General features: G+C 73.6%; 20 protein-coding genes and 1 riboswitch. Of the genes, 7 read left to right on the forward strand and 13 right to left on the reverse strand.

Going from position 1 to position 24,092, the window contains the following annotated elements:
• A riboswitch (cobalamin riboswitch) is annotated at window positions 1-85 on the forward strand. This riboswitch is flagged as partial in the annotation.
• Window positions 86-1,074: 989 nt separating this feature from the next.
• From AB0J67_RS12445 to AB0J67_RS12470, 6 genes are all read right to left on the reverse strand, one after another.
• Window positions 1,075-2,241, reverse strand: coding sequence for a lantibiotic dehydratase C-terminal domain-containing protein (locus tag AB0J67_RS12445; RefSeq protein WP_363480369.1), 1,167 nt, complete (start codon window positions 2,239-2,241; stop codon window positions 1,075-1,077).
• On the reverse strand, window positions 2,238-4,877 hold the full coding sequence (locus AB0J67_RS12450) for a lantibiotic dehydratase (protein ID WP_363480372.1): 2,640 nt from the start codon (window positions 4,875-4,877) through the stop codon (window positions 2,238-2,240). Before AB0J67_RS12450 ends, AB0J67_RS12445 begins: the two co-directional genes overlap by 4 nt.
• Window positions 4,874-5,629, reverse strand: coding sequence for an ABC transporter permease (locus tag AB0J67_RS12455; protein ID WP_363480375.1), 756 nt, complete (start codon window positions 5,627-5,629; stop codon window positions 4,874-4,876). The genes AB0J67_RS12450 and AB0J67_RS12455 overlap by 4 nt, the downstream gene beginning before the upstream one ends.
• 1 nt (window position 5,630) lies before the next feature.
• Window positions 5,631-6,569 carry an ABC transporter ATP-binding protein gene (locus tag AB0J67_RS12460; RefSeq protein WP_363480378.1) on the reverse strand — a complete coding sequence of 313 codons (939 nt, stop codon included), beginning with the start codon at window positions 6,567-6,569 and terminating at the stop codon, window positions 5,631-5,633.
• Between the two features lie 133 nt (window positions 6,570-6,702).
• The gene (locus tag AB0J67_RS12465; RefSeq protein WP_363480381.1) at window positions 6,703-6,885 is read right to left on the reverse strand and encodes a thiazolylpeptide-type bacteriocin; all 183 of its coding nucleotides are present in this window, start codon (window positions 6,883-6,885) and stop codon (window positions 6,703-6,705) included.
• A 72-nt stretch (window positions 6,886-6,957) separates the two neighbouring features.
• Window positions 6,958-7,143 (reverse strand): thiazolylpeptide-type bacteriocin, encoded by a 186-nt coding sequence (locus AB0J67_RS12470; protein WP_363480384.1) that lies wholly within the window; start codon window positions 7,141-7,143, stop codon window positions 6,958-6,960.
• A 350-nt stretch (window positions 7,144-7,493) separates the two neighbouring features.
• Between AB0J67_RS12470 and AB0J67_RS12475 the strand changes: the two genes are divergently transcribed.
• The 6 genes from AB0J67_RS12475 (at window position 7,494) to AB0J67_RS12500 (ending at window position 13,761) form a co-directional block, all read left to right on the forward strand.
• Complete coding sequence (locus AB0J67_RS12475) at window positions 7,494-9,746, forward strand: hypothetical protein (RefSeq protein ID WP_363480387.1); 2,253 nt, start codon at window positions 7,494-7,496, stop codon at window positions 9,744-9,746.
• A complete protein-coding gene (locus AB0J67_RS12480) occupies window positions 9,743-10,891 on the forward strand; it encodes a hypothetical protein (protein WP_363480390.1) in 1,149 nt (382 codons plus the stop codon). The genes AB0J67_RS12475 and AB0J67_RS12480 overlap by 4 nt, the downstream gene beginning before the upstream one ends.
• Entirely contained in the window at window positions 10,891-11,709 is an 819-nt protein-coding gene (locus tag AB0J67_RS12485) for a hypothetical protein (RefSeq protein WP_363480392.1), read from the forward strand. The genes AB0J67_RS12480 and AB0J67_RS12485 overlap by 1 nt, the downstream gene beginning before the upstream one ends.
• The gene (locus tag AB0J67_RS12490; protein WP_363480395.1) at window positions 11,691-12,422 is read left to right on the forward strand and encodes a hypothetical protein; all 732 of its coding nucleotides are present in this window, start codon (window positions 11,691-11,693) and stop codon (window positions 12,420-12,422) included. Before AB0J67_RS12485 ends, AB0J67_RS12490 begins: the two co-directional genes overlap by 19 nt.
• 131 nt (window positions 12,423-12,553) lie before the next feature.
• On the forward strand, window positions 12,554-13,084 hold the full coding sequence (locus AB0J67_RS12495; protein ID WP_363480398.1) for a GNAT family N-acetyltransferase: 531 nt from the start codon (window positions 12,554-12,556) through the stop codon (window positions 13,082-13,084).
• Between the two features lie 104 nt (window positions 13,085-13,188).
• Window positions 13,189-13,761: a GNAT family protein gene (locus tag AB0J67_RS12500; RefSeq protein WP_363480401.1), complete on the forward strand. Its 573-nt coding sequence runs from the start codon at window positions 13,189-13,191 to the stop codon at window positions 13,759-13,761.
• An 84-nt stretch (window positions 13,762-13,845) separates the two neighbouring features.
• On the opposite strand, the gene AB0J67_RS12505 is transcribed toward AB0J67_RS12500, so the two are convergent.
• The 7 genes from AB0J67_RS12505 to AB0J67_RS12535 all read right to left on the reverse strand — a co-directional run bounded on the left by AB0J67_RS12505 (window position 13,846) and on the right by AB0J67_RS12535 (window position 22,405).
• The gene (locus tag AB0J67_RS12505; RefSeq protein WP_363480404.1) at window positions 13,846-14,433 is read right to left on the reverse strand and encodes a hypothetical protein; all 588 of its coding nucleotides are present in this window, start codon (window positions 14,431-14,433) and stop codon (window positions 13,846-13,848) included.
• Complete coding sequence (locus tag AB0J67_RS12510; protein ID WP_363480407.1) at window positions 14,426-15,124, reverse strand: vWA domain-containing protein; 699 nt, start codon at window positions 15,122-15,124, stop codon at window positions 14,426-14,428. The genes AB0J67_RS12505 and AB0J67_RS12510 overlap by 8 nt, the downstream gene beginning before the upstream one ends.
• Window positions 15,125-15,166: 42 nt before the next feature.
• Window positions 15,167-16,168, reverse strand: a complete 1,002-nt coding sequence (locus AB0J67_RS12515; RefSeq protein WP_363480409.1) for a protein kinase — start codon at window positions 16,166-16,168, stop codon at window positions 15,167-15,169.
• A complete protein-coding gene (locus AB0J67_RS12520; RefSeq protein WP_363480412.1) occupies window positions 16,165-17,241 on the reverse strand; it encodes a hypothetical protein in 1,077 nt (358 codons plus the stop codon). The genes AB0J67_RS12515 and AB0J67_RS12520 overlap by 4 nt, the downstream gene beginning before the upstream one ends.
• A gap of 12 nt (window positions 17,242-17,253) precedes the next feature.
• Window positions 17,254-18,168, reverse strand: a complete 915-nt coding sequence (locus AB0J67_RS12525; protein WP_363480415.1) for a hypothetical protein — start codon at window positions 18,166-18,168, stop codon at window positions 17,254-17,256.
• A gap of 92 nt (window positions 18,169-18,260) precedes the next feature.
• Window positions 18,261-21,662 (reverse strand): CHAT domain-containing protein, encoded by a 3,402-nt coding sequence (locus AB0J67_RS12530; protein WP_363480417.1) that lies wholly within the window; start codon window positions 21,660-21,662, stop codon window positions 18,261-18,263.
• Between the two features lie 152 nt (window positions 21,663-21,814).
• On the reverse strand, window positions 21,815-22,405 hold the full coding sequence (locus AB0J67_RS12535) for a hypothetical protein (protein ID WP_363480420.1): 591 nt from the start codon (window positions 22,403-22,405) through the stop codon (window positions 21,815-21,817).
• Window positions 22,406-22,762: 357 nt separating this feature from the next.
• Here AB0J67_RS12535 and AB0J67_RS12540 point away from each other — a divergent pair, with 357 nt between their 5' ends.
• Window positions 22,763-24,049, forward strand: a complete 1,287-nt coding sequence (locus AB0J67_RS12540) for a glycosyltransferase (RefSeq protein WP_363480422.1) — start codon at window positions 22,763-22,765, stop codon at window positions 24,047-24,049.
• Window positions 24,050-24,092 lie beyond the last annotated feature (43 nt).

A 24,092-nucleotide genomic window follows, 5' to 3' on the forward strand; every position in this document is an offset into this window, starting at 1 on the left:
GGTGCGAACCCGGCGCTGTCCCGCAACTGTGATCCCGCTCGTCGAGCGGGGAGCCAGGTCGCCTGCGACGGTCGCGAACCACGCTCTCGAGCTCGGGATCGGTGAGCGCGTCGAGGCGCTGCAGGGCCTCCTCGACGGTCGCCGGCGGCGGGGCGGCCGCGGCGGCGGGCAGGAACGGGTGGTACGTGACCGTCAGCGGGTCCAGCCGTGCGACCAGCACCGCGGGGTGCGCCAGAGCCGCCGGCGCGCCCGGCCCGCCGTCGCCCAGCTCGGCGGCCTCGGCCGCCGGGTCGGGCAGACCCGCGACGGCGCACACGATCCGGTGCGCGGCCGCGGCGCCGACCAGCGCGGCGAGCGCGTACGGCACCTCGCCGGGCGCGTCCGCGCCGTCCACCCGCAGCGTTGCGGCCTGGGCCTGCCACCACACGGCGTCCAGGTCCGACACCGGCGTCACCAGCCCGACCTCGCCGCGGCAGCGCGCCGCGACAGCCGGCGCACCCGCCGCCGGGGCGTCGGCGCTCAGCAGCAGGTCCGCCGCGCCGCGTCCGTCGCCGGGCAGGGCGGCCCGGACCGCCCGGACCCCGGCGCCGGTCAGCGCGCGGACCGCGCTGTCGGCCGGTGGGCCGTCCCCGGCGACGTGCACGGTCGCCGCCCGCAGCCGCCGCCACGCCTGCGCCGGATCGGCCGCGACCGCGCTCAGCCACGCGGCGACGTCCGCCGCCGGCACCTCGGGGCCGGTCTGCTCGGCCCAGCTCACGGGCACCTCGACGAGCATGTCGTGCTCGCGCAGCTGGTCCAGCAGCAGCGACACGGCGCGGGTCACCTCGGGCCTGCCCTCGGGCGCGGCCACCTGGTCGGCGGGCAGCCCGTCGGCCAGCCGCGCGCTGAGGATCTCCCACAGCCGCCACAGCCCCGCACCGCCCTTGACGGTGAAGCTGGACGACCAGCCGCGCACGTGCACCCCCTGCGGCACGGGCGTGGCGTGCACGATCGGTCGCAGCCGCACCAGCGTGGCGGGCCGCGGCGGCACCGGTGCGGTGCGCTGCGCCGGAACCACCGGCGTCGCCAGGGTGGTCATGCCGCCACCTCGCTCAGCGCGGCGGGCTGCGCCTGCGCCCGCTGGGCGGCCAGGTAGCGGTCCAGCCGCTCCCGCCAGGTGACCCCGGTGATCCGCTCGGCCGCCTGGCTGACCAGGTACGCCGCCAGGTAGCGCTCGGCGGGCTCCACGTCGCACACGCCGAGCAGCTGGTAGAGGACGTTGGTGGCGAAGCGGTAGACGACGAACTGCCGGGCGTAGGGGACCTTCTCGAAGTCGACCTGGCGCAGCTGGGCATGGAACTCGCTGTACTCGGTACGCCGGTCGGGGTCCCACTGGCGCAGGGTGTGCTCATCGCCGACCTGCCGGGCCCGGTCGGTGTACGCGTCGCCGGGCACCGGCGGCAGGTCGCCGCGCTCGTAGGCGGGCTCGGCCGTGGCGCGGGCCGCCTGTGTCCAGGCCAGCCACGCCGCCTCGACGGGCGATTCGGCGTGGCCGTCGGCGACCCGGGCGACCAGGTCGGTGACGGCTTCGGCGTGGCGTTCCCAGTGCCGGGCGTACGACTGCCGCAGCAGCCCCTCCGGGTCGTGGAACAGCAGGAACTCCTCCAGATGAGACAGGAACGACTGGTGGCCCGCGCCCAGCCCGAGCGGGTAGCGGCCGGCGTGCGCGGCCATCGCGACCAGGATCAGCCACACCCGGGCCCCGGCGGCGTCGCCGCGGCGGCCCAGGTGCGACAGCGACGCCGACACGGCCGGCACGCCCAGGCGCATCAGCTCGGTGCGGCACTGCACCGCCGCCGGCCCGCCGAGCAGCCGCTCCAGCGCCTGCGGCTGGGGGGTGACCACGGCGACGGTGTTGTCCGGCCAGATCGGCGTGTACGGCGGCGGGATCAGCTCCACCCGGCCCGCTATCGCGGCGCGGTGCAGCAGCTCGGCGTCGCTGGTGACGATCCGGGAGCCGTGGCCGCGCAGGTAGGCCCGCAGCCGGCCGGACACCGCCGCGGCGGCGGCGCGCACCGCGTCGGGCTCGCCGCGCAGGCAGACGCGCACGTGCGGGCCGTGCAGCCAGTGCCGCTCGACATGGGCGCCGACCGTGCCGGAGGCGGCCTCGGCCAGCGCGGGCAGCACGGCCTCGCGCAGCAGCGGCGCCTTGACCGGGTCGTGGTAGTGGCAGACGACGTCGAGTCCGTCGTACGCGGTCATCGTGTGGTTCCCTTCCGGTAGACCTCGGTCACCAGCTCGACGACGCGGCCGTCGGGGTTGCCCGCGCCGGGCACGGGCAGCGCCTCCTCGGCGCGCACCCCCCGGTCGTGGCGTACCAGCAGCTTGGGCAGGTTGCGCAGGTGCAGCGCGTTGCCGAAGTCGACGAACTGGGGCTTGTACTGACCCATGTAGCGCTGGAAGTCCTCGGCGTTGGTCATCTCGCCGCCCTCGGGGCCGAGGAACAGCTGCGGGGGCAGCCCGTGGCGGGCCAGCCACCCGGCGGCGGCCTCGGCGGGCACGTCGCCCTCGGCGGCCATCTGCTCGGCGAACGCGGCGACGTCGGCGGGCGGCAGCTGCCACGAGCGCCGCGCGAGCACCAGGTCGCGGTGGCACAGCCGCGGCCGGACCACGACGCCGCCCACCCGCCGGGCCGGGGCCAGGTGGGTGATGCTGGCCAGGCCGCTGGACAGGTCCAGGTAGAGCGGCAGGAACCGGTCCGGCAGGATGAACGGCACCAGGAAGCCCAGGTACAGCAGGTCGACGGTGTCGCCGGAGCCGGTGTGGCGCAGCCGCACCTGGTCGGTGCGCTCGTCGTGCCACAGCTCCAGGTCGGCGGTGGTGATGCCGGCCCAGGCCGGGTCCTCGCCGACCTCGTCGTCGGCGACCAGCGGGTGCAGGTTGGCGTTGAAGCCGCTGACCGGCCGCCACTGGGCGACCCGCGCGCCGGGGCCGAACCCGGCCCTGATCTGCGCCGCCACCGCGGCCCGCGCCCCGGGCTCGACCAGGTCCAGGAACCGGCTGGTGAACCGGCCCCAGCCGCCGTAGACATGGTTGAGCACCAGCCGGGTCGCGCCAGGTCCGGCCAGCGGCTGCACGAAGAAGCTGTACGACGACGGCCGGGTGCGCACCCAGTCGGGCAGCACCTGCCCGGCCAGGTCGACCACGTCCTGGCTCAGCCGCAGCTCGTCGGCCTCGGCGGGGTTGTCCGCCGCGACCGCCTGGCACACCGCGGCCCGCGCCCGGGCCAGCTCCGCCAGCTCGGGCGTGACCATTAGCCCCTGCGCGGGGTCGTCGCTGATCGTGCCGTTGAGCTTGACCAGGTTGCCGGCGTGCCACACCGCGCCCATCTCGTGGGCGAACCCGGCCAGGTCGCGGCTGCGCCCGCCGGGGCCGTGCAGCTGCACGAACCGGTCGCGGGTCAGCCGGCGGAAGACCAGGTACTGGTCGAACAGCTCGACCACCGGCCCGAGCCCGGCCAGGCCCGCGGCCGCGTCGCGGCCGTGCGCGGCGCCCAGCCGCAGCGGCGTACGCAGCGTGACGTCCTCGCTGAGCGGGGGCGACTCCAGCCACGGCGCACCCGCCAGCTCGTACGCCGCCTGCCACTGCCGGCGCAGCTCGGCCAGCACCTCGGTGCGCCGCTCGACGGGCAGCGCCGGGAACCCGGTCGTGGCCGTGTCGATGGCGCGCAGCAGCGCGGCCAGCTCGTGCTCGCCGTGGCCGGCCAGCCAGCCGGCGACGGCCGACGGGGCGTCGACGTCCTGCGGGTGCGCGGGCTGCACCGCCACCAGCAGCCCGCCGTCGATGACCTGCCCGACGTAGCGGCGGGCCGTCTCGGCGGCACGGCGCGGATCGCCGGGCAGCTTCTCGGCCAGCGCCGCGGCGAGCTCGGCGGGCAGCACCCCCTGCGCACCGGCCGCGTGGGCGCGGGCGAGCAGCAGCGCCATCGGTGCGCTGTACGCCAGCTCGACGGCCTCCTCTCGGGCGGCGACGATCCGGTCGCCGTAGCCCAGCGGGGTGTCCCGGCGGTAGCGGACCCGGCCGGCCTCGACGTGGATGCTGGGCGCGAGCCGGTAGGGCACCTGCTCGCGCAGCCGGGCCAGCACGGCGGTGACCAGCCGGACCAGCAGCGTCCGGTTGACCCGGGCGACGGCGACCGGTTCGCCGGACAGCCGCTCCGGCTCGCCCGGCTCGGCCCAGCCGCCCCAGCCGACGTAGGTGAACCAGGACAGCGGGCTGGTCTTGGCGCTGGCGCGCAGGGCGTAGCGCAGCGCGTTGGGTTCGCTCTTGCGGGCCCGCGCGTCCGGGGCGGCACCGCCGGCGGCCGCGCGGTCGATGCCGCGCAGCAGGTCGGCACCGGTGAGGGTGACCGCCCGCCGGAGCGGGTCGGCGGCGCACACGGCCGCCAGCGCGGCCCGCTCGGCGGCCAGCGCCGGGCCGGCCGCGGTGGTCAGCGCCGCACGTACGGCGGTGAGCTCCGCCGTCGCGTCCAGCCACCGCCGCAGCAGCGGGATCCGGTCCGGCAGGTCGGCGAGCTGGTCGAGCAGGGCCGGTTTGGGCAGGCGTCCGTTGTGGACGTCGCGGCGCAGCGGCAGCACCACCGCCCGGTGGAGCTGCGCGTCGTGGCCTGCGGCGCTGGCGTACAGCGCGTCGGCCAGCTCCGGCGCGGCCCCGTCCAGCCAGGCCCGCAGCTCCACGAGCCGGGCCAGGCCCGCGCGGAAGGGCACGCTCTCCTCGGGCACGGCCGGGTACGGCAGCGCCGCCAGGCGGACCAGCGCGTACGGGGCTAGCTCGGTGCTGCTGACCTGCCGGTCCGGGTGCTGTGCGGAGGTGGTGTCGGCGACGGCGAGCTCGGTCATCCGTACCGCACCCCCTCGTCGCGGCGGAACGCGGCGCGGGCGAGCCAGGCGAACACGACGGTCCACGCGGCCAGCACGCCGATGGTCCAGTCCGGGGCGGCGATGCGGTCGGCCCGGCCGATGATGGTCAGCACCAGGTGCTGGTACTCGTGGGTGGGCAGGAACGCGACGATGTCGCGCACGCCGGCGGGCAGCTGCTCGGCGGGCACGAACAGGCCGCCGAGGAACGCCATCAGCATGAACACGATGTTGGCCAGGGCCATCGCGGCCTGGGCCGGGAACCGGTAGCCGATGGCCATGCCGAGCAGCCCGAACGGGATCGCGCCGAGCAGCACGCTGCCCAGCCACAGCGGCCACTGGGCCGGGGACAGGTTCAGGTCGGTCGTGGTGACCGCCAGGGCCAGCAGCGGGATCCAGCTGACCAGGTTGAACAGCAGCACGAACAGCAGCCGTCCGGCGAAGCGGGTCAGCGCCGGCAGCGGCAGCACGCGCAGCCGCTGCTCCCACGGGTTCTCCCGGTCGGCGGCGACGCCGGCGGAGAGGCTGACGATGGTCACGTTCAGCGTGGTGAACAGCAGGAACGGGGTGATGACGTACTCGCTGCCCAGGCCGAGTGCGGCCAGGTTGCGGGCCCCGGTGTAGCCGAACAGCACGAAGAAGATCAGCGGGAAGAGCAGGGCGGGCAGCCAGTAGACCGGCATGCGGGCGGTGTCGCGCAGGTGGGCGCGGGTGTGCAGCAGGACGTGGCGCATGTCAGGACTTCCTCTCGGCGAGCGGGCCGACCGCGGGGCTGACCGGGATGACGGGGTCGCCGTCGCCCGCGGTGATGGCGCGGATGGCCTCCTCCAGGCCGACGCGCTCGACGCGGATGCCGCGGAACGGCACCCGGTCCAGCACCAGGGCCCGGACGGTCGCGTCGGGGTCGGCGGTGTAGAGCCTGGTGCGGGTGCCGAGCTGCTCGACCCGCTCGGCCGGGACGGTCGTGAACGTGATCGGCGAGGTGCCCTCGGGCACCTCGATCTCCACCAGGTGCAGGCCCACCTCGAGGATCACCTCGTCGATGGAGCCGTCGCGGGCGACCTGCCCGTCGGCGATGACCACGATGCGGCTGGACAGGTGCTCGGCCTCGGCCATGTCGTGGGTGGTCAGCAGCACGGCGCGGCCGCCGGCGGCGACCTCGGCGATGGCCGCCCACAGCCGGTCGCGGCTGTCGGCGTCCAGGCCGCTGGTGGGCTCGTCGAGGAACAGCAGCTCCGGGTTGCCGATGAGGGCGGCGCCCAGGGCGACGCGGCGGCGCTGCCCGCCGGACAGGGTGCCGTTGCGCTTGTGCGCGAACTCGCCGAGGTCGAGCCGGTCGACGACCTCGGCCCGGGGCAGCGGGTCCGGGTAGTGGGCGGCGATCAGGTCGAGGGTCTCGGTGACGGTGAGCCGCCACGGCAGCGCGGTGCGCTGCGGGGTGATGCCGATGCGGGCCTTGACGGCGAGGTCGCGCGGCGAGCCGCCGAGCACCTCGACGCGGCCGGAGGTGGCCTGGCGCAGGCCGGACAGGATCTCGATGGTGGTGGACTTGCCGGCCCCGTTCGGGCCGAGGATGGCGGTCACCCCGCGGGTGACCGTGAGCGACACGGTGTCGAGGGCGACGGTCTTGCCGTATGTCTTGGTGACGCCGTCGAGGCGGGCTATGACTTCCACGGGTGCTCCCGGAGTGTGAAGAGGGGGCACGATCGCTCGTGCCCCCTCGGATCGGTGCTGTTGGGGCGTGGACCCCGGTCCGGGAAGGCCGGCAGTCCCTGACGCTGCCGTTCCCGGTCGTGGCGCTAGGCCGTCACACCTGCTGCTCGCCGCCGCAGGACGAGCAGCAGGAGGACGCGCCGCAGCAGGAGCAGGCGCTGCAGCTGGAGCTGCCCGAGGACGCGCCGGTCTCCGGCAGGGCAGCCGAGTCGCGGATCGAGGTCACGGACAGGTCGTCCAGCTCGAGCTCGTCGACGTTGAACTCCTCGTTCGACATGGTGGATTCACCTCTCTTCAGGGTGGTGCGGATGGGATGGTTCACCCCGGCCGCGCGGCCGGGGAGCTTCGGCTACGTGACGTAGCAGCAGGAGCAGGACGCGTTGCCGCTCGTGTTCACCCACGAGGCCCCGGTCTCCGGCAGCGCCATCGAGTCCCGCATCGCGGTGACCGTCAGCGGCCCCAGGTCCAGGTCGTCCAGATCGAACGCGAGACCGTACTCCGGGATCAGTTCCCAGGTGGTCGACGTGTCGGCCATGTTGCACCTCCTTCGGCGTGCTGCCGGACCGAGCGGCCCGGACGTTCTAGCTGCGTTTCACGTTCAGGTTTCGAACTACGCTTGAGATTATTCAAACGTCGCAGGAATGTCAATCCGTTCCGTCCATCCGATCTGGACGAGGTGTCGCCCACGCCATCGAAACGGCTGCCACCAGCGCAGATGTGCGAGGAAGCCAGGCACCGCGCGCGGACGGGCGCTCCACACCGGACCGGGCAGCCCTCCGGTCCGTCAGATGACATCGGCGGCGACTGCCTGCCATCGGCGCCGGCCGGTGCCAGGCGGCGCGACATACGCGGCCGCCCCCAGCGGCCGGCCGGAGGGGAGCAAGTGTGAGCACCATCAGCGAACGGATCGCGGAAGTCCTGCGCGCCCGGCATCACATACGGCCGCGCATCGACCGCGAGCAGGAGCAGTGGGAACGCGTGCAGAACACCCTGCACCTGCTGGAACGCGCCGTCGACGACGTCAAGGCCGCCGACCTCGACCAGGCGGTCGCGGCCGGGATCGCCCTGGTGGACGTCGCGGCGCTGCAGCGGCTGGCGGCACGGTCGCTGGCCGAGCTGGCCTCGGCGCAGGCCCGGGTGAGCCGCCCGACGGTCAACATCGGCGTCAGCGGCCGCGCCCGCAACGGCAAGAGCACCCTGCTGCAGTCGCTGTCCGGGCTCGGCGACGGCCAGATCCCGGCCCGCGCCGGCGGGGCGGTCACCGCCGTACGCAGCCGCATCTACCACTCCACCAACCGCCGCGAGGCGACCCTGACGATGCACACCGAGCAGTCGTTCTGCGACGACGTCATCGCCCCCTACCACCAGGCCCTGGGGATCGCGCCGGAACTGGCGACCCTGGCGGAGCTGGCCAAGACTGACTACGCCGAGGTCCACCAGCGCATCAAGGACCGCACCGACTTCCCGTCGCTGGGCCCGATGCTGCGCCGGCTGCAGGAGATGCAGGCCGCCCTGGGCTCGTTCCGGGGGCTGCTCACCGGCCAGCAGCGCACGGTGCCGCTCGATCAGCTGCGGCCCTGGGTCGCCTACCCCGCCGAAGCCGACGACACCAACCGGCCCTACCTGGCCGTACGCGACGCGGTGATCCACTGCGAGTTCCCGGTCACCGACGTGGCCAGCCTCGGCCTGATCGACCTGCCGGGCCTGGGCGAGCTGGTGCCCAACGCCGAGGAGCACCACCTCGCCGGGCTGCACAACGACGTCGACTTCGTGCTCGTCGTCAAGCGCCCCGCCGACACGAACACGATCTGGTCGGCCGAGGACGGCCAGGCGCTCGGGCTGATCGGCAAGGCCCGCGGCGCCGCCGACATCCGCGACTTCGCCGCGATCCTGGTCAACACCGGCGGCTGCGCCGAGGTCAACGTCAAGGCGCTGACCGACGACATCCTGCACCGCCTCAACGAGCGCCGGCCCGACTCGGTGTACCGGGTCATCGAGGCCGACGCCGCCGACCGGGAGGTCGTGCGCACGCAGGTGCTGGGCGGGGTGCTCGCGCACCTGGCCGAGGCGCTGCCGCGGATGGACGCCGCCGTCATCGGCCGCGCCGTGCAGGAGTGCCACACCAACCGCGAGCACATCCTCGCCGTCGTCGACGGCCTGCTGGCGCAGCTGCGCACCGTCATCACCCCCACGCCGACCGAGCTGCTGATCGCCCGCGCCTCCGGGCTGCGGGCCGAGCTCGCCGCGTCCGTGCAGGGCTGGGTCCACGACATGGAGGCCCGCACCGAGGACGGGTACGAGGACGACGAGTTCACCGAGCGCGTCGCCCAGGTGCAGGCCGACATCCGGAACTGGGTCGTGGACGGGTTCGGGCAGGGCGTCGACGGCTGGGCCGCCGCCGCCCTGGACCGGATGCGGGTCGACAAGGCCGCCGGGCCGTTCGCCACCGACGCGCTCAACAGCACCCGGGTGGAGATCGCGCGCCGTTTCGGCGCCATCGACGACATCCTCACCGCACGCCGCGACGAGTTCTGGCAGGGCCTGATCGACGCGCTCGGCCCCCTCGCGCCGCTGCTGGCCGCCTCGAACCCGCAGGACGCGCTGCGCGATCTGGCCAACCGGCTCAGCGACGCGAACGAGCCGTGCCCGACGTTGAGCGAGTCGGTCGACTTCGTCCTCGACGTGCGGATGGACTACCGGACGCGGGTGCTGCCGCGGCTGCGCCGCGCGCTCAACGTGCTGCAGCCCGAACCCGCCAGCGGGGAGCCGGGCGCGCTCGCGGCGATCCTGCCCGTGCCGCGTACGCAGGAGGGCGCCGACGAGATGTTCCTGCGCCTGTCGCAGCTGGCCCGCGAGGCCGTGCACGACGCCGGGATCCTGCTCGCCGACGAACCGGCGTACATGGCGCAGGTGCTGTTCGCCTACGCCGAGCAGTTCGAGGACGCGTTCATCCGCTCGGAGGCCTCCGAGGCGGAGTTCCGGCGGCTGTCGGAGTCGTTCCGCGACGAGCTGTGGCCCGGCGCTACCTACGGGCCCGGCCTGGCCACGGCCCGGATCCAGCGGGTGCGCGGTGGCCTGAACAGCGTCCGGGACGCCCTGACCGGCGTCGACAACCAGCAGGAAGGACCGCACGCATGAGCTCGCCGACATTCAAGGTGGCCGTCGTCGGTCCCTCCCGGGTGGGTAAGACGACCATGCTCAACGCGATCCTCGCCGACACCAACAAGCTGCTGGGCGGCACAAGCGTGGAGGTGGCGCTCGACGAGCAGACCGGGGCGCGGGTGCGCCGCCAGGAGGGCGAGCTGCGCCGCGCGATCGAGCAGCGGGAGTTCAACGCGGCGGCCCTGCGCGGCACCGACGGCATCGTCGACTACCGCGTCACCCTGCAGTCCGCCAGCGACCCCGCCATCCAGGTCCCGTTCCACATCCTCGACTACCCCGGCCGGTGGCTCAACCCGCTGCAGCGCCCGCAGGGGATCGCGCGGTGGAACGAGTGCGAGGCCCACATCAAGAACAGCATGATGCTGCTGGTGCCGATCGACTCCGCAGTGCTCATGGAGTCGTCGTCGGCGCAGCGGGCCGCGCGCTACGAACTGCTGGGCGTGCTGGACGTGGAGACGATGGTGCGCGCCTGGGCCAGGGCCCGCAACCTGGAGGAGCACCGCCTCGAACCGGCGGTGCTGGTGCTGGCGCCGCTCAAGTGCGAGAAGTACTTCAACGACAACGGCGGCAACCGCAACGACGGCGCCAAGCTGCGCGAGCGGGTGCGCGAGGTGTACCAGACGATGTTCGAGGTGCTGCGGGAAGAGGCCCAGCACCGCAAAATCAAGATCATGTACGTGCCGATCGACACCTACGGCTGCGTCGAGCTCATCGACGCGCAATGGATCAAAGCCGAGGACCAGGACGGCGTACCCATGACGGACTTCAGCGCCCACTACCGCTTCCGCGGCCACCCGCCGAAGCGGTCCGTCAAGGCCGCCGGCGTCGTGGTCCAGGAGCTGTGCCGCTGCCTCATGGAGGGCCAGGCCACCCTGGAGAAGGCACAGCAGCGCCTCGCCCGCGCCCGGGTCAACGACCTCGTCGCCCGCGACAACGAGGCCAAGGGCTTCTGGGGCACCATCGGCTACCACCTCGGCGGCGAACGCTCCGAGAACCGCCTCGAACGCGTACGCACCGGCCAGGACATCCAGACCCGCGAGCGGCGCGTCGCCGCCCTGCAGGCCGACCTGCAGCGCATGGCCGAACTGCCCAACGACCCGCGCGCCGAGGAGTGGTACTGATGAAGGCCTACCTCATGACCCGCGGCACGCTGCGCCGGATGGACTACGACTTCCTCGGCGAGACCCCACCCGACCGCTGGTGGGAACGCATCGCCGACGGCGGATGGATCATGCAGGACTACCCCGAGGTCGCCGTCGCCGGCCACGGCGGCCGCACCGGCATCATGGCCAGCGGACTGCCCTCCCGGCGACGCGACGTCATCCGCACCGAACTGCGCTACACCCTCGTGATCACCGACGCACACGACGAACCCGACCTCGCCCTGCGGCTGGTCGCCGCCCTGCTCACCCCCACCGGGCAGGCCACCCTCGGCGCCTTGCTGGACGAGCAGTTCGACGTCAGGACCGTCGACACGCTGCTCGGCGGCGGCACCGCCGACATCGACATCCCCGCCCGGCTCGACACGATCCTGCGCGACTGGAACCCACCGCTGGAAGACCGCGACGGGGACGACCTCCACGGCTCCTGGGCCGGCCGCCTCGACGACCCCACCGGCCGCGCCGCCTTCCTCGGCCGCGTCCGGCGGCTGCTCGACGACACCGCCGGCCTGGCCTTCACCTCACACTCGGTATCCACCATCAGCGGCGCCGAGCGCGCCCGGCACGGCCTCGGCGAGACCGTCGCGATCCTGCTCGCCGACAGCGACACCGTGGACGAGGTGCAGCCGCTGGGAAAAGCACCCGCCCCGTCGCCCACGGGGCTTTCGCCGTCGACGACCAGGCTGCGGCACCTGCGCGTACGCCCGCTGCCGACCCTGGTGACAGCCACGGCCTCGACGCTGGCGCTCGCGATCTGGTGGTGGATCGGCAGCCGCTGAACCCCCGGGCCTGGCTGCCCATGACCATCACCGTCAAGGACGGCCGGCAGACGATCGAACACTGGGCCGGCCACGTCGAGCTGCGCCCGCCGATGCTGCTCGGCACGCTCGACGACGCCAGGACCGGATCGACCCGGCCCGTGTACGCCCAGTACGTCATCAGATCAGGAACCGCCCTGCAGAACCTCCCGGTGGTCGGCGGCATCGCCAGCGCGGTGCACCACGTCCTCGTCCGGGGAGTGCACGGCGAGCTGCTCGTCCACCTGCCCATCGCGGTCCGCGTCCTGTTCGACAGCGCCACCGCGGAGGCCACCACCGCCGTCTCCCTGGCCACCGGGCAGCGGCTGACCGTACACGTCACCCCGTCGGACCTGTTCAAAGGACTGGCCCAGGCCGCCGAGCACGACCTCGCCGAAGCCGGCAAGTCAGCAGAGACGGCCGACGGCGACAAGAAGGGCGACCGCGAAGCACAACGACGGGTCGAGGCACGCATCCGGCAGGCGCTGGCACTGCTCAGCCTGGGCGACATCGAGGAGTCGCTCGAAGCCGCCCGGCTGGCGTCCGACGCGCTCCGGCTCCTCGAACGCCCCACCAAACCGATCAGGAACGCACGGGACGAACTGGCGGCACGGCTCAAACTGCTGGCCCTGCGCCACCCGCGAGGGCACGGACTGCAAGCCGCGGCGGCGCTGCTGTACGAACGCCACTCCTGACCGGTGCGTGATCACGCCCGCGACTCTTCTCCCGCGACCCCTCCGGCCGGCCGCGAAGCGCCGTCCCGACCGGCCGGAGGGCGCTTGCGCACGGAGCAAAGCGCGGCGCGACATCGCCTAGATTGGGCCGCGTGCGCATCCTCACCAGCGATCGCCTGCTGCTACGTCCGTGGCGCGACGACGACGCCGACTTCCTTCTGGATCTCGAATCGCGCTGGGAGGTCGTGCGTTTCCTGGGTGCGCATCCCACGACCATGCGCACCCGCGAGGACGCGCTCGCCTCGATCGCACGCCGGCGCGCCCTCGACCACCCGATCCACGGGATCTGGGTGATCACCACGGTCACGGACGGCCGGCCGGTGGGAAACCTGCTGCTCAAGCCGATACCGCTGTCGGCAGGCGAGCCCTCCGGCGGCCCGGCGGACGTCGAGATCGGCTGGCACCTGCACCCGGACGCGTGGGGACACGGCTACGCCACCGAGGCAGCGGACCTGGTCCTCGGCGACGCGTTCCGCCTGGGCCTGCCGAAGGTCATCGCGGTCACCGACCCCGGCAACCTCGCCTCCCAGGCCGTCTGCCGGCGGCTCGGCATGACCGACCTGGGCCGCACCACGAAGTACTACGACTCCCCGAACCGACTCTTCGCGAAGCTGCCCCGCTGACCTGTCAAAGGCCGGCGGCGCTCGGTCCGCCGGGAAAACCCGTTGCGTGTGGCCGCCATCGGATGTCTGGTTGACCGGCCACCGATCGCGGAAGGGAACCACGCATGCCGCTGCCCACCCCCACGCTGCACACCGCTCGCCTTCGCCTGCGCCCCTTCGACGACGCGGACGCGGACGACATCTTCGCGCTGCAGAGCAGCGCCCACGTGTTGCGCTACTGGGATTCGCCCCCGTGGACCGAACGCGCGCGCGCCGAGCGTTTCCTCGCGACCTGCCGGCAGCTGGCCGCGGAGGGCACCGGGGTGCGGCTGGCCGTGGACCGCATCTCCGACGGGGCCTTCATCGGCTGGTGCACCCTGAACCGGTGGAATCCGGAATACCGCAGCGCCTCGCTGGGCTACTGCTTCGACGCGGCCGCGTGGGGCCACGGCTACGCGACGGAGACCGCGCACGTGCTGCTGCGATGGGCGTTCGACACGCTGGACCTCAACCGGGTGCAGGCCGAGACCGACACCCGCAACGTGGCATCTGCCCGCGTGCTGGAGAAGCTCGGGTTCGTGCGGGAGGGGACGTTGCGGGAAGACTGCGTCGTCAACGGCGAGGTCTCCGACTCGTGGGTATACGGGCTGATCAGGCGGGAGTGGCGGCCGTCATCCGCGCCGGTGCCGGCCGGCTGAGTCCTCGCGCCGTACAGCCCCGCCAGGTGAGGGGCAGCCGGTGCGAGCGGCCGACCGCCCCTCACCTGGCATCGCGCCGGGATGTCATCCGGGCGCCTGCTGCGGGTCCGTGATCATCAGCTCGGCCCGCGACAGCCGCCGGGTGTCTGCCAGCGGCCCGAAGACGATCCACTCCGGCGCGTCCGGGACCAGCGCCGGACCGCGCAGAACCGGCTCCGGTTCCACACGCGCCGGCGGCGCGGGCTCAGCCACGACGGCGGTGTCATCCCCGTCTTCGCCCTGGCGGTCGGACTCCGCCGGGCCACCCGGGCAGGGCGAGGGCTCGGCCGGGCCGCCCGGGGACCCCGCCGGTCCCGGGTGGGGCAAGGGCTCGGCCGCGGCCGGGCCGCGGCCGGGAAGCCGGCCCGAGGCCGCCTCCCAGGACCGCCGCAGCGCCTCGAACACCGAGATGTTGCCGCGATGGCGCAGCATCACCTCGGTCACCCGGACCTCGAGGCAGATCCGCAGATCGAACACCTCGGGGTCCGGGGTCTCGGTGACCTGGTAGTCGGCCAGGCAGGCCAGCGGCACGTCGACCTCCGCGTCGGCGTTCTCCACCCGGATCCGCTCCCCCGTGAGGTGCAGCCGGAACGAGCCGCCGGGCGGCCACGGCAGCCGCGGGTTCTCAGACACTGTTGGCGATGGTGTCGATGATCTCGGCCAGCTCGACCTCCTCGAGCCCTTCCCCGGCCCGGGACGGCAGGTAGATGGTGTTGTTCCAGTCCGCGGCGATCACGTTCCACGGGTTGGTGTCCGGCGCGAACAGCAGCAGCCGCTTGGCGGCGTTCTCCATCACGGCCTGCTGGCTGGTCGCGTACCCCCACAGCTCGAACAGGTCGTCGACGGTGGCCGGCAGGCCCGCCGGGTAGGTGTGGGCCGTCGAACCGGTGCCCAGCGGGTGGGCGGAGGCGTCGGTGAACATCGCGATGACGTGGCGGCGGCGGTCCAGACCGCGTTCCCAGTCGGACTTGATCGCCACGGCCAGGGCCTCCAGCCCGGACTCGGGTTCGTCGCCGCCGCCGGAGGCCCGCTGCCGCCGGATGAACGCCTCGAACTCGTCGATCTGGTCCGGGATGAGCCAGAAGTTCGACGCCTCGATCGCGTCGTCGGCCTTGTCGGCGAAGTCGCGGTAGGTGATGACCCGCAGCCGCAGCTGGCTGATCGCCTTGCCCTTGGTGTGCATGGCCTCCTCGAGCCGCTTGTGGAAGGACAGCGCGCCGTCCTTGACGGTCCCCAGCACCGGGTTCATGCTCCCGGTGACGTCGATGCAGAAGACGATGTCCACGGCATAGGAAAGGCTGGCGTCGTAGTCGTTGTGGGACACGGGTTCCTCCTGTTGAACCGGTATGGATGAGTCGTCGATCGGTCAGTCGCCCATGTTGATCCGCAGGCGGCCGACCGGTGGCCGGGTCTGCGGCGGCACCGGTGCGTCGCGTCCCGGCCCGGGTCGGCCCCCGGCGCCGGCCGCGCCCACCGGCTGCAGCAGGGACCCGTCGGCGAGTCTGGCCAGCACGTCGTCGATCGACGGGCGGTCGGCGGGCCGCAGCGCGGTCATCCGCCGCATCAGGTCGATCAGGCCGGGATCGAGCCGCGGGTCGAACACCAGGGGCTCGCCCATCCTGACCGCGTCGGCGGCGGCGCCGAACCTGGCCGCGTCGTATCCCGGCAGCGCGCCGGCGAGGTAGACGTGGAAGACCAGCGCCAGCGTGAAGACGTCGGCGGCCACGGTCAGGTCGGCCGCGTCGACCTCGGTGTCCTGCTTGACGTATCCGAGCCACTCCGGCGCGCCGTAGCGCTGGTCGCCGACGATCTGGTCCGGCGGCGGCGGGTTGCCTGTGGGGTAGGAGTCGTCGAAGTCGATCACCTTGGCGAGGTAGTGGCCGGTGTCCTTGGAACGCTGCAGGAGCATGTTGTCGGGCTTGAGGTCGCCGTGCACGATGCCGGCCCGGTGCAGCTGCCGCACGCTCTGGCACAGGGTGCGGATCACGACCGCGACCTGCCGCACCGGCAGGCCGCCGAGGTGCCGCATGCTCAGCGCCTCGACCCGCTCGGTCACCTTGTAGTAGGTCGTCTCCTCACGGAAGAAGTCGACGGCGGAGACCAGGTTCCCGCCTTTGGTCCTGGTCGGGTTGATCCGCTCGTTGACCTGCCGGTGGCGCTGCTCGAAGTTCAGGCACTCGTTGCGGCGGGCCTGCTTGCCGGCAGGGCTGCCCATCGACGACGCGGTCGGCCACTTCGGGTCGAGGAACTGCTTGATGAAGTACTTCGCCCCGGCCTTCTCGGCGAAGGCCCAGACACACCGGCCGCCGCCGCTGGTCGTCGGGTCCGACACGATCCGGTACCCCTTGATGTCGTCGCCCTTCTTCACCACCGGGCTCCCGTCTGCTCAGGCGCCGGCGACCGGGTCACGGCCAGGTCCTCGGTCGGCCAGTTGAAGTAGTGCAGGTAGTCCCGCTGGTAGATCTCCCAGGACCGGCGCCGGGCCGCGACGAGCTCCGGCCGGCCGGCCACCTTGTCGAGCAGCTCGGCGTGCTCGTGGTTCAGCTGCCGCAACCTGTTCCGGAAAAATTGCTTGAGCTGTTCGAAGGAGCCGAAGCCGAGGGCCACCGCGACGAGGGAGGCGTCGTCGCTGGTGTAGTCGCGGACCCGGGCGGCCAGGTTCTGCGCCCACTCCCCCGCCCCGGCGGCGCTGTCCAGCTCGCTGAGCAGCACGTGCTCGAACATGGCCGGTGCGGTCACGTAGCCGAAGAAGCCGTCACTGGCACAGACCAGGACACACGGCGTACGCAGCCCCGCGAACACCCGGCGGTGGATCGTGAAGTCGGTGCCGGCGGACACCACATTGGTCATCGGCTGGTCGGCGATCAGCAGCTCCAGCGCGTCCTGGATGTCGCTGTCGTCCTGGCTGAGCTGCTGCAGGCCGGACCCACCGGTGAGCAGGTAGCACCTCGAGTCGCCGGCCCAGGCCGCCGTGGCGGTGACCTGCCCCCCGGTCTGCTGGTAGTCGAGCACGGCCAGGGTGGTCGGGAAGTCCCGGCGCAGGGTGCCGACGATCTTGTTCCGGGTCGCCGACCGCGCCCCGCCCAGCGTCTCGGCGAGCCGCTGCGGGAGTGCGGGCCCGGTGATCCCCTCGGCCAGGTCCGCGAACCAGGACTGGACCGTGAGGTGGGCCAGCCGGGACGCGACGAAGGCGTGGCTGAGCCGCCGCCCGTCCGCCGCCCGGCCCGCCACCCGCGCACCCGCGCCGCCGAGACCGTCGTACACACCGAGCACCCCGCGCCGGCCCGGGACGTGGTGCAGGAAGGTCGGTTCGGCGTCCTCGCCGCGCCCGGGGCGTTTGGGCACCCACACGGCCACCGCGATCAGGTCCTGCACCGCCACGTGCCAGGTGGCCAGCCGCGGTTCGTCCCCGGCGGGCTCGCACGTCGCCTCGATCAGCATCGTTTCCCCGTTTCAGGCGATGATCAGGGCGTCGCCGAGAATGGTCCTGAAGGACTCCGGCTTGTTCGTCTTGGTATCCCGCCCGCTGCAGGTGACCCGCAGGCGGAAGACGCCGGTCAGGTCGACCTCGATCTGCTTGGGACTGCCGATGGAGACGAGGTGGGGCTTGCCGATCTGGCCGCCGTTCTGGTTGTACAAGATGAACTCGCCGGTCACGCCGTAGGCGTTCGACGCGTCGTCCGCGATGCCCAGGGTCGCTTTGAAGGAGCGGTAGCCGGCCACGTTCCAGTCGGTGTAGCTCTCGTTCGCCTTGTAGCAGTACACGATGAGGCTGCGGGGGTAGCGCTTGGCCGACATGTAGACCGCTCCGGTCCGGACACTGCCCGCAAGCGGCTGCATCTCGTCGAGGTGGGCGGTGGTCCCCGGCACGGCCGGCTGCGAGGGGTCGATGGGCGTGTCGGTGGGCGTGTCCGTGGGGTCCGGGGTGGCTGACGGGCTGGGCTCGAGGGCCTCGGTGGGCTCGGGGGTCGGGCTCGGCGACGGCGCGGTCTCCGACGGCAGGGCGATGCTCGGAACTGCGGAGGGCAGCGCGACCGGAACCACCGCGGGCTTGTTGAGTGCCTGGAACGCGGCGCCGAAGCCGAGCAGCACCGACAGCACGGCCAGGCTCGCGGTGGCGGTGAAGAACTGATCGACCGCCGGCCTGCCCTTGCCCTGCGGACCGAGCTGGCCGAAGTACTGGTTCTGCTTCAGGTAGGCAACCCGCCGGGACAGCAGGTAGGCGGTGCCCCCGAACACTCCGGCCAGCAGCAGCGCGGCCAGGAGCAGCGGCAGCGGCGGGAACATGAGCACGGCGACGACGCCGATGAGGATCGCGGCCAGCAGGGTGAACACGATCGGCTTGCTGAACCTGTTGGTACCAGCCATGGGGAGCTCTTTCTCGTGGAGGGAACACGGAGGCGACCGGCCGAACGAGCGCGTGGTCTTGGTGCCACTGCTAACTGACGGACGGGCGCCCGTCAGCGGCCGTGGTAGGAGAAGGCCGCCCACACCCTGGTCGCCGCCAGGTCCGCTGGGGCGACCGGCGGCAGCGCCTTCAGCACCGCCAGGTCCGCGCGGTGGGGGTCGCGCATCCAGCGCTGGGCGCGGTGCAGCGCCTCGTCGGCGGGCAGGCCCAGCTCGCGCAGATGGTGGTGGAACACGGTCATCAGGTACGCCGTGGGCAGGTCGGCGACCGGCCAGCGGGTGCCGACCGCACCGGTGAAACCGGCCGCCAGCAGGGCCGTCGACAGGGTGATCGATTCGTCGGGGGCGACGGTCGTGAGGTCGCTTTCGCAGGCGGCCAGGATGACCAGCCCGCCCGCGGTGTCCGGGGCCCGGCCCGTGGCGTGGCGCAGGATGCGGTCCACCGGGAGCAGGGACCGTCCCGCGCCCGCGCGGTCGGCCAGCAGCAGGTAGGAGTCCGCCAGGCTCGCGCCCGCGCGGGCATGGCAGGCCAGGTGCAGCAGTGCCGGGCCTTCGGAGTCGGGGCCGGGCAGGTGCCGCAGCAACTCTTCCGGGCTCCCGCCGTCCAGCAGCAACGCCTTGGGGTAGAACACCGCCCGCAGCAGCTCCGCCTCGGCCCGTGCCCCGGGAAGATCGCGGGTCGGGTCACCGACCAGGATCACTCCGTTGTCCGCGGCCGCCGCAGGACGCCCCGCGACCTCGACAAGCTGCCGCGCTGAGGCGGCGTAGGTCAGCCGCACCGTGTCGGCCGCATAGCGGTGGCCGCCGGGGACGGGCTCGCGGGCGGCATGCCAGGGGACCGCGCCCAGGGCTCCGGTCGGCACCAGGACGACGCGGGCCGATGCGCCGCCCGGCCCCAGGTCCAGCTCCTCCAGCAGCGGGCCGATCGCCGCCGTCCAGGCCCACTCGCAGGTCTGCTCGTCCCAGGCCGCGCCGGCTCGGCGGTTCACCGAGTGCGCCTCGCGCGACGCCGATGCGCGCGGGGTCGCACCGCGGGCCGGAGCGGGCTTCAGGGCGGGCGCGGGCCGTGCCCGGACCGCACCGTCGGCGGTGACGACGAGGATCACCCCCGGCTGGTCCTCGTCGCCGGGGATCAGATAGGCCAGGGCCGTGGCGCCGATCGCGGCCAGCGCGGCGCCCACCGCCGCCGGGCTGGGCACCTCGTCCAGCGACCGGGCGGCGGGCGTCCCGCTCAGCGCCTCCAGGATCCGCGACCGGGTGTTCATCGGCAGACCCTGGTCCAGCAGGGCACCGGCGAGGTTGGCGACCGCCGGGGCGTCCGGGGTGGCGGTCGTGGGCAGGATGCCCCGGACGGCGCCGGCCCGCTCCCACTCCAGCGCCAGGTCGGCCTGCCCGATGTCCAGCAGCAGCCCGGGGACCTGCGCGGCCGTGGTCGAGGCGTGCAGCACCAGGCCCCGGCCCAGCTCCACCGCCTCGAACATCGCGGTGAGCTCACCGTCGGCCCAGCACCAGCGGGCCAGCCGCGACGCGTCGGCGGCGGCGTCGCGGGCGGCCGCCAGCCCGTGGGACGGGTTGCTCTGCAGCAGCACGTCCAGGCCCCGCGCCCGCAGGCTGTCCAGTCCCACCCGGATCGACCTGGCGCGGCCGGCCGCCGTCCCCTCCTGGCGGTAGGCCCGGGCCAGTTCGCCCATGATCGGCGCGGTCCGCGGATGTCCCGTCCGGGGCAGCACGGCCAGAGCCTGCTCGCGGTATGCGATCGCGGCCGCCCGGTCGGCGGCCGCCCCCTGCTGGTCGTGCCGGATCTGGTGCGCCTGCGCGAGCAGGCTCAGCACGGCGGCGCTCTCCTCCACCCCGAGGGAGTCGTCCGCCGCGAGCCGGCCGAGCATGCCGATCGCCCGGTCCGGGGCGTCCGGATCGCGGTTCAGCAGACCGTCGATCAGGTCCGCCACGGCCTCGGTCACCTGCGGCATGCTCGCGTCGACGGTGCCGGTGGGCATCCGGCGCCCGGCCCGGCGCAGCGCGGCGAGGCCCTCGTCGACGAACGTGGTGTCCGGGCCGGAGGTGCCGAGACTGATCAGCGCGATGCCGAGCGCGGCGTCGAGACGCGACCGCATGGGGAAGGTGGGCGGCAGGCCGCCGGTGACGGAGCGCAGCGCCGTCACCGCCTGGTGCAGCCCGGCCTGGTTCCGGTCGCGGACGGAGTCTTTGAGCTGGGTGAGGGTCTGCAGGCCGGCGATGAGGTGGCTGTCCGTGCCCGGGGGCAGCAGGTTGTCGTGGATCGCCCGCGCCACCCGGAGCAGCTCCTGACCGGCCTCGGCGTCGTCGAGGACGCCGCGGCTGACGGCGCGGTCGTTGTAGAGGGCGCCGAGGGTGGCCACGACGAACGGCACGATCGGATCGTCGGCGGGGATCTCCTGGATGGCCCGGTGCAGTTCACCGGCGGCCGCGGTGAGGTCGGCACTGCTCGAGTCCCGCTGCCCCCGCAGCATCAGGATCATGCCGCGCAGGTACCTGTCCTTGCCGGCCTGCACCGGGTCGGCGGACTCGTCGGCGGCGATCTCGTCGGCCAGTTCCATGAGCCGGTCGAGCTGCCCGTGGCCGGCCCGTGCCGCCTCTGCCGACAGCAGCAGACCGGCGAACTGGCGCAGGACCTCCTGCCGGGCCGGGTCCTCCCCCAGCGCCTCGAGCGACCGGCCAGCCAGCTCCGGCGCGGCGGCGAGCAGCTCCGGGGAGCCGGTGGCCTGGCCCAGCTGCCCCACCGTCGTCGCGATCTCGGCCCGCAGCCGGGCGCGCAGCACCGGGTGGGGCGGCATCAGCTCGATCACCCCGGCGAGCTCGGCCGCGGTCTGGTTCGCCTCCTCCGGCGTCATGCCGGTGGGGTCCTCCGCGCGGATCAGGGCCCGCACCGCGGACGCGATGGCCCGCTGGTCGCCGGGCAGCGCGGCCGCGGGCTCGTTGAGGATCTGCATCGCGGCCGCCAGGTCGGGCGGCCCGGTCCATCCGAGCATCTTCAAGACGGCGAGCGAGGGAAGGAACTGCTGCCGGACGGGCGAGTCCGCCGGAGCGTGGTCGGCCAGCCGCTGCAGCCAGCTCTCGGCCCGTGCGGCGTCGGCGCGCCGGGCGGGGTCCGCGCGGTCCATGGTCAGCATCGTCATGAGGAAGGCCATGAAGGCGGTGCCGTCGGAGTCCGGCGTCAGCGGCGCCGGGAAGGCCCGCTGCATCAGCAGCAGCCCGGTCGCGCCCCAGGCGATGTAGGTCTCCTGCGGGCCGAGTCCCGGCCCGGCCAGGCTCTCCTCGAACAGGAGGATGGCCCGGTCCCGGTCGTCGGCCGCGCCGGACTCGGTCACGTACCGCAGCAGGAGCACCGACGCGAGCCGGTATGCCGCCCGCCGCCGCTCGGTGCTGTCGGCCGGTGCCGCCAGGTAGGCGGTTTCGAGGTTCGTCTGCTCGTCCATCACCTGTGCCTGACGGACGGCTCGGCTTCGGCGCCCCGGTCACGTCCGTTCCGGCGGAACGGCGATGGCAGTGAAGATCCGGACCAGCCGCAGCACACCCAGGGGGCTCCACCGAGGACCCCGTTGCCCAGGCGGCCGGGCCGCGGTGCCGGTCAGCGCCGGTAGCACCGCCAGGCGTAGGCGTCGTGCCTGTCCTCGCTCTGCGCGTACACGCCCTTGCCGTAGGCGTCGACGCAGGCCACGTCCAGGTCGACGATCCTGCCGAACACCAGGAGCCTGGTGCACTGCCAGCGGCCGTCCAGGCGGGGCACCGCCGTGGCACCGTCGACGTGCTGGTCGCAGTACGCCTCCACCAGGTCTTCGACCCCGGCCTTGTCGGATGGGCCGAGCAGCGCCGGCACGGGGCTCGGCGACGTGCTCGCCCCGCCCGTGGGCGCGGGCCGTGTCGCGGCGGCGGATGTCGGGGCGGGCGCGGTGGGCCGTGCCGACGGCGGGGCGGAGCCGACGGCCGGGTCCGCCGGGCCCATCGACCAGCGACCGTCCGGCCGCGTGTCCGGATGCCAGGACAACGGCGAGGAGCCGCCGTCACCGGAGAAGAGCGGCTGGATGCAGAGCAGCAGGCCCAGTGCCGCGGCGGTGAACAACCACCACCGCCGCCAGCGGCCGCGTGACCGCGCGGGATCCGGTGGCGGCGTACCTCCGGTCAGGCGCTCTCCGTCGGCTGCGGTCACCTGGTCCGCCACGCGCCCTGTCCTCCTCGCACCGCCGCGACGCGGAACCCTCGACCCGTGACGTCGACAGAGCCCCGGATCACGGCACGAAACGTCGCTTTCCTGCATACCGCCGATGATCAACGCACATAATGGCCAACCACTCCCGTCCGTGCAAGCCGAGGAACGACCGGAGACGACCGTCGGGGGATGGCGGACGGTCGCCGGCGTAACCGCCCGCCCGCCCGCCGTGCACGCCCTGCCCCGCACGCGCCGGGTGCCCGGCCCGTGCCGCAGCGGGCTCAGCGGGGGCCCCGGTCGGCCACCCGCAGGCGGTGGCCGCCACCGGGCCGGACCCCGGCCCCCGCCGAGCGTCGCTACTGTGTCGGCATGGCTCGGATCATCGTGGCGTCAATGCCGTTCGCCGGTCACGTGGGCGCCATGACCGCGGTGGCCGGTGAGCTGGCCGACCGCGGCCACGAGGTGCTGGCCTACACCGGCGCGAAGTACGAGCGGCGCTTCCTCGCCGTGGGCGCGCAGTGGCTGCCGTGGCAGCGGGCGACCGACTTCGACGACAGCGACCTCGCCGCGACCTTCCCTGCGGTCGGGGACGGCAAAGGGCTGCGCGGCGGCATGGCCAACGTCGAACACGTCCTCATCGGCACCGGCGCCGGCCAGGCCGCCGACCTGCTCGCCGAGGCGTCCCGCAAACCGGTCGACCTGCTCGTGACGGACCACCTGGCCTTCGGCGCGGCGCTCGCCGGGCAGACCCTCGGCCTGCCGTGGGCCTCCGTGGCGGTGACGCCGCTGTCGATGGAGAGCCGCGATCTGCCGCCACCGGGATTCCCGGCGCTGCCCGCGAAGGGCGCGCTCGGCCGCGCCCGCGACCGCGCGCTGCGGGCCATGGTGCAGGCGATGTCCGGCCGTCTGCTCGACCCCATGCTCAACCGGATGCGAGCCGCCGCCGGCCTGCCGCCGGCCACCGGCGGGATGGAGGGTCTCTTCTCCCCCCACCTGGTGCTGGCACAGGGCGTGCCCGGGCTCGAATATCCCCGCAGCGACCTGCCGTCGTACGTGCACTTCGTCGGCCGGCTCGCCGTCGCGCCGCCGCCCCAGGAGCTTCCCCCGTGGTGGACCGAGATCGAGAAGGCGCGCGCCGACGGCCTGCCGGTCGTGCACGTGACCCAGGGGACGCTCGACGTCGACCTCACCGACCTGCTCAGACCGGCGCTTGCCGGGCTGGCCGGCGAGCGGCTGCTCGTGGTGTGCACGACCGGCGGGGCACCGGTCGCCGACCTCGGGCCGCTGCCGGAGAACGTCCGCGCGGCCCCGTTCCTGCCGCACGACCGGCTGCTGCCCCTCACGGATCTGATGGTCACCAACGGCGGCTGGGGTGGGGTGCTGGCGGCGGTGCAGGCCGGCGTGCCGCTCGTGGTCGCCGGCGCCTCGCTCGACAAGCCTGAGGTCGCCCGCCGGGTCGCCTGGTCCGGGGTCGGCAGGAACCTGCACACCGGAAGACCCGGCGCGGCCCGGATCCGGCGTGCGGTGCGCGACGTGCTCGCGCAGCCTGACACCGCTCGGCGCACCAGGGAACTGGGCCTGAAGCTGGCCGCCGCCGGAGGCGCCGCAGCGGCCGCCGACCTGCTCGAAGAACTGATCGCCGACCAGGCGGCGTGAAGAAACGCCGCGAGGCGACCACGTCCGCAGGGCTCGCACTCCC

Source organism: Catellatospora sp. NPDC049609 (genome assembly GCF_040675365.1).
Lineage (GTDB): Bacteria > Actinomycetota > Actinomycetes > Mycobacteriales > Micromonosporaceae > Catellatospora.